Source organism: Methylorubrum podarium (genome assembly GCF_040270385.1).
Taxonomy (GTDB): domain Bacteria; phylum Pseudomonadota; class Alphaproteobacteria; order Rhizobiales; family Beijerinckiaceae; genus Methylobacterium; species Methylobacterium podarium.
On the sequence record NZ_JBELQE010000013.1, the window covers coordinates 1 to 3,947 of the forward strand.

The 3,947-nt window shown below is 72.6% G+C and carries 5 protein-coding genes and 1 pseudogene; 4 read left to right on the forward strand and 2 right to left on the reverse strand.

Features of this window, described 5'->3' with window-relative positions; all coding sequences use genetic code 11:
• Positions 1 to 163, reverse strand: a pseudogene (locus tag ABS772_RS01260) (polysaccharide biosynthesis/export family protein); the annotation flags it as partial.
• Positions 164 to 531: 368 nt separating this feature from the next.
• On the opposite strand from ABS772_RS01260, the gene ABS772_RS01265 reads away from it, so the two are divergent.
• From ABS772_RS01265 to rpmF, 4 genes are all read left to right on the forward strand, one after another.
• The gene (locus ABS772_RS01265) at positions 532 to 1,074 is read left to right on the forward strand and encodes a gluconokinase (RefSeq protein WP_350391754.1); all 543 of its coding nucleotides are present in this window, start codon (positions 532 to 534) and stop codon (positions 1,072 to 1,074) included.
• An 8-nt stretch (positions 1,075 to 1,082) separates the two neighbouring features.
• Positions 1,083 to 1,886, forward strand: coding sequence for a Cof-type HAD-IIB family hydrolase (locus ABS772_RS01270; protein WP_350391755.1), 804 nt, complete (start codon positions 1,083 to 1,085; stop codon positions 1,884 to 1,886).
• Positions 1,887 to 2,137: 251 nt separating this feature from the next.
• On the forward strand, positions 2,138 to 3,028 hold the full coding sequence (locus tag ABS772_RS01275; protein WP_350391756.1) for a transglycosylase SLT domain-containing protein: 891 nt from the start codon (positions 2,138 to 2,140) through the stop codon (positions 3,026 to 3,028).
• Between the two features lie 201 nt (positions 3,029 to 3,229).
• Positions 3,230 to 3,418 (forward strand): 50S ribosomal protein L32, encoded by a 189-nt coding sequence (rpmF, locus tag ABS772_RS01280; RefSeq protein WP_003601373.1) that lies wholly within the window; start codon positions 3,230 to 3,232, stop codon positions 3,416 to 3,418.
• Positions 3,419 to 3,464: 46 nt separating this feature from the next.
• Here rpmF and ABS772_RS01285 read toward each other — a convergent pair whose 3' ends face one another.
• A complete protein-coding gene (locus ABS772_RS01285; RefSeq protein WP_350391757.1) occupies positions 3,465 to 3,590 on the reverse strand; it encodes a hypothetical protein in 126 nt (41 codons plus the stop codon).
• Between the last annotated feature and the right edge of the window lie 357 nt (positions 3,591 to 3,947).

The following is a 3,947-nucleotide window of genomic DNA, read 5'->3' on the forward strand; positions in this document are numbered from 1 at the left end:
TGGCGGGGGTGACGTCGATGATCTCGTAGCGGGCGAACAGGCCCTCGGCGGTGGCGATGTCGGCGCCGCTCTCGATCGCCGAGGTGGTCGGCCCGGCTGCCGGCAGGATCGAGCACCCCGACACCGCCGCGGCGGTGAGGAGGGCTATGGCTAGAGCGCGCATTCAGGCCGCCTGACGGTTTCTCTCATCGGGTGGGTAGCCGAAAGCGGCCAAGCTGTCCGTGGCGAGGCCGCCACACCGGGCGGGGGAGCACGGAAACCGTCGGCCTTTCCCCGAAGCTCACACCTCTCCCGCGCTCTCCGACGGCGATCCGTTTCCCTGCGAGAAACGCAACCCTGGCGCGAGGATGGTCCTGCGGCGGGGATCCCCTAATTGTCCGTGGCCGGCCAAGCCTGCAGGGCGCGGCCCCACGAACGATTCGCGGCGTGCGGCACCGGCCCTCGTCGCCCGTCCCGGAGCCGTCTTGTTGGAACGCGCGTCCTTTCGACGAACCGGCAGCTGCTTCGTCGGAAAGCGCACTTAGGAGCCGGATGACCGATCCTCGATCCACCGCCCCGACCGTCCTCGTCGTGATGGGCGTCTCCGGCTCCGGCAAGAGCACGGTGGCCGCCTTGCTGGCCGAGCGGCTCGGCTGGATCTTCGCCGACGGCGACGACTTCCACACGCCCGACAGCATCGCCCGGATGCGCGACGGGCACCCCCTCGACGACGCGGCGCGGCGGCCGTGGCTCGCCCGCATCCGCGCCTGGATCGACGCGCGGCTCGCGGCCGGGGAGAACGCCGTCGTCGCCTGCTCGGCCCTGAAGCGTGCCTATCGTCAGGCCCTGACCGGCGTTTCCCCCCGGGTCCGTATCGTCTTCCTGGAGGGGAGCCGGGCGGTCATCCAAGATCGCGTCCGCGCGCGCCACGGCCACTTCATGCCGGCCAGCCTCCTCGACAGCCAGTTCGCCGCCCTCGAACCGCCGGGGCCGGAGGAAGACCCGATCACGGTCGGCATCGAGGAGAGCCCCGACGCCATCGTCGCGGCGGTCGTCGCGCGGCTCGGCATCCCGGCGGACGACATCTGCGGATAGGAAAGCGCATGGACATCGACCTCGTCGTCTCCGACGTCGACGGAACGCTCGTCACCGACGACAAGCGGCTCACCCCGGCCGCGATCGAGGCGGTGCGGCGCCTCGGCGTGGCGGGAATCGGCTTCACCCTGGCCTCCAGCCGTCCGCCGGTCGGCCTGCGCCACCTCGTCGAGGCGCTCGATCTGCGGCTGCCGCTGGGCGCCTTCAACGGCAGCACCGTCTGCACGCCCGATCTCCGGCCGCTGTCGGAGCGGCTGATCCCCGAGGCGGTGGCCCGAGAGGCGGCCGCGCGTCTCGACGCGGCCGGGATCGATCTCTGGGTGTTCGCCGACGGCGCCTGGAACCTGCGCGACGGTCAGGCCCCCTACACCGACCTGGAGCGCCGCACCCTGCGGACCGAGCCGAACGTGGTGCCGGACCTGTCGCCCCTGCTGGCACGCGCGGCCAAGATCGTCGGGGTGAGCCGCGACCATGCCGGGCTCGCCCGCGTGGAGGAAGCGCTGGCGGCGGAGCTCGGCGGGCGGGCCGCCGTGCATTGCTCGCAGCCCTACTACCTCGACGTGACGCCGCCCGGTATCGACAAGGGCAGCTTCGTCGCCGATCTCGGCCGGCAGCTCGGCATCCCGCGGCAGCGAATCGCCACGCTGGGCGACGCGGCCAACGACATCGCCCTGTTCCGGGAGAGCGGCCTGTCGATCGCCATGGGCAACGCCGCCCCCGCCGTGCGGCAGGCGGCCTCGAGGGTGACCCTCGGCAACGACGAGGACGGATTCGCCCACGCGATCAACCAATTCGTGTTCGGCGACACCTGACCGGCGCGCGCGAGGCCGGGGAGGGGCCGCTGTGCCTTCTCTGCGACAGGGTCGGCCTCGCGGACTTCGCCGTCCTCAGGGATTCGCCCTGCCTCCACGTTCCCGCCTCAATTGGCCCCGACCCAGGTGAGACAAACTGAGCCGTAACGCGTGATCCTCGCGAGGCTCCCGCGGCCGCCCGTCCCCGTCAGGGGCGGGCTGCCGACCAGCGGGACGCCGAAGCGGGGCACCGAAAAACGACCGGGTCTCCCATGCGCCTTCTCCTCGCCGCCCTGCTTGCCGCCGCCCCGGCGTCGGCCTTCGCCCAGGTGGCGGCGCGGGACAACATCGATGCCCTGATCGCCGAGCAGGCACGGGCCAACAAGGTGCCCGAGGCGTTCGTCCATCGGGTGGTCAAGCGGGAGAGCAACTACAACGCCCGCGCCAAGGGCGGCTCGGCGCTCGGCCTGATGCAGATCAAGCACGCCACCGCCCGCGGCCTCGGCTATACCGGCGACGCGGCCGGGCTGTTCGACCCCGAGACCAACCTGAAATACGGCATCGCCTATCTCGCCGGCGCCTACCGGGCCGCCAAAGGCGATCTGGAACAGGCCTACCGCTACTACAACCGCGGCTACTACTACGCCGCCAAGCGCCTCGGCATCGACGCCACCCCGCCCGATGCCGACACCGCGACGACCGTCGCCTCGGCCGCCTCTTCCGCGTCCACCCGCTCCGCCAACGGCTTCGACGGCCTGTTCGCCCTGCGCGGCAGCACCCCGGCCGGGGGTGCCCCGCAGGCCCTGGCCTACGCCGCGCCGGGCCCGGGCCCGACCGATGCCGTCGAGGTGCCGCTGCCGCCGCGCCGGCCCACCGCGCTCTCCGGCGCCGCCGAACCGGTGCAGGTGGCGAGCCTCGCCCAGCCCGCCGCGCAGGCGCAGGCACCCGTCCCGGCCCAGACTCCGGCACAACCCACCCCGCAGGCCGCGGCCGCGCAGCAGGCGCCGGCAACCGTCGCCGACGCCGTCGAGGTGCCGCTGCCGCCGCGCCGCCCGACCGAGACCGTGCTCGCGGCGATCGCCCGTCCGCCCGTCGCCGTGGCGCGCAAGCCCGCCGAACCCGCCCCGATCCTGGAGGCTTCGGCCGCCCACGGCACGCCCTGAGCAGATCCTGCGCACGTCCTGAGCCCGCCTCGGACGTGCCCTGCGTCGGCCGCCTGTCCATAGCGGGAGCGGCACTCTAGCCAGTCGCCGTTCCTGCGGTTATACAGCCGGCCTCGAATCTCCGTTACTCAACGCGGTGCCATCGGCGATCCCCCGATAAGGGGATGCCTTGGGCGCCCTTTTTGCCTGAGGTACACTCCCATGGCCGTTCCGAAGCGAAAGACCTCCCCCTCCCGCCGCGGCATGCGCCGCTCCGCCGACGCCCTCAAGGCCCCGACCTATGTCGAGGACAAGGATTCGGGCGAGCTGCGCCGCCCGCACCACATCGACCTGAAGACCGGCATGTATCGCGGCCGTCAGGTGCTGAAGGTGAAGTCCGCCGAGGCGTGATCGGTCAACGGCCGCCGGCAAAGTCCGGCGGTCACAGGTCCGACGGTCAGGCCCGTTTCCCGAAGGCCGCGGCCCGTGCGTAGAGCGCGGCCGCGGCCTTCGTGCGTTCCGGGCGGGTCGGGCGCAGGGCGGGATCGGCGCTGACGATCAACTGGGTCAGGAAGTCCGCCATCGGGCGGCCTCCCCGGATCCGACGGGGGCCGGCGTCGACGGAGGGGCCGGCGACGAGGGCGCGCGACGACGCCTCGGGGCCCGCAGCATGGCCCTGACCGGCACGATCCGTCTCGGAATGGTCCATCTCGCGTCGCGCCTCCGGCCTTGCACGGGGTCTCGTGCAAGGCCGGGGCCGACGTTAACCGGATCTTAACGATCTGTCTCGCGCCACCCGGCGCGGGAGCAGGGATGTCTCGGGTGCTACTTGCGCGCCAGCGATTCGAGGCGGGCCTGCATCTCCGCCATCTGCTTCTTCAACTCGTCGAGATCGCTCCCTCCGCCGGCGGCGGGGACGGGCGGCGAGGCGGGCGGGGTG

Excerpts from the sequence above, each read along its gene's own strand:
- ABS772_RS01265 (WP_350391754.1), top strand. The coding sequence starts at position 532 with ATGACCGATCCTCGATCCACCGCCCCGACCGTCCTCGTCGTGATGGGC.
- ABS772_RS01270 (WP_350391755.1), top strand. The coding sequence starts at position 1,083 with ATGGACATCGACCTCGTCGTCTCCGACGTCGACGGAACGCTCGTCACC.
- ABS772_RS01275 (WP_350391756.1), top strand. The coding sequence starts at position 2,138 with ATGCGCCTTCTCCTCGCCGCCCTGCTTGCCGCCGCCCCGGCGTCGGCC.
- rpmF (WP_003601373.1), top strand. The coding sequence starts at position 3,230 with ATGGCCGTTCCGAAGCGAAAGACCTCCCCCTCCCGCCGCGGCATGCGC.
- ABS772_RS01285 (WP_350391757.1), bottom strand. The coding sequence starts at position 3,590 with ATGGCGGACTTCCTGACCCAGTTGATCGTCAGCGCCGATCCCGCCCTG.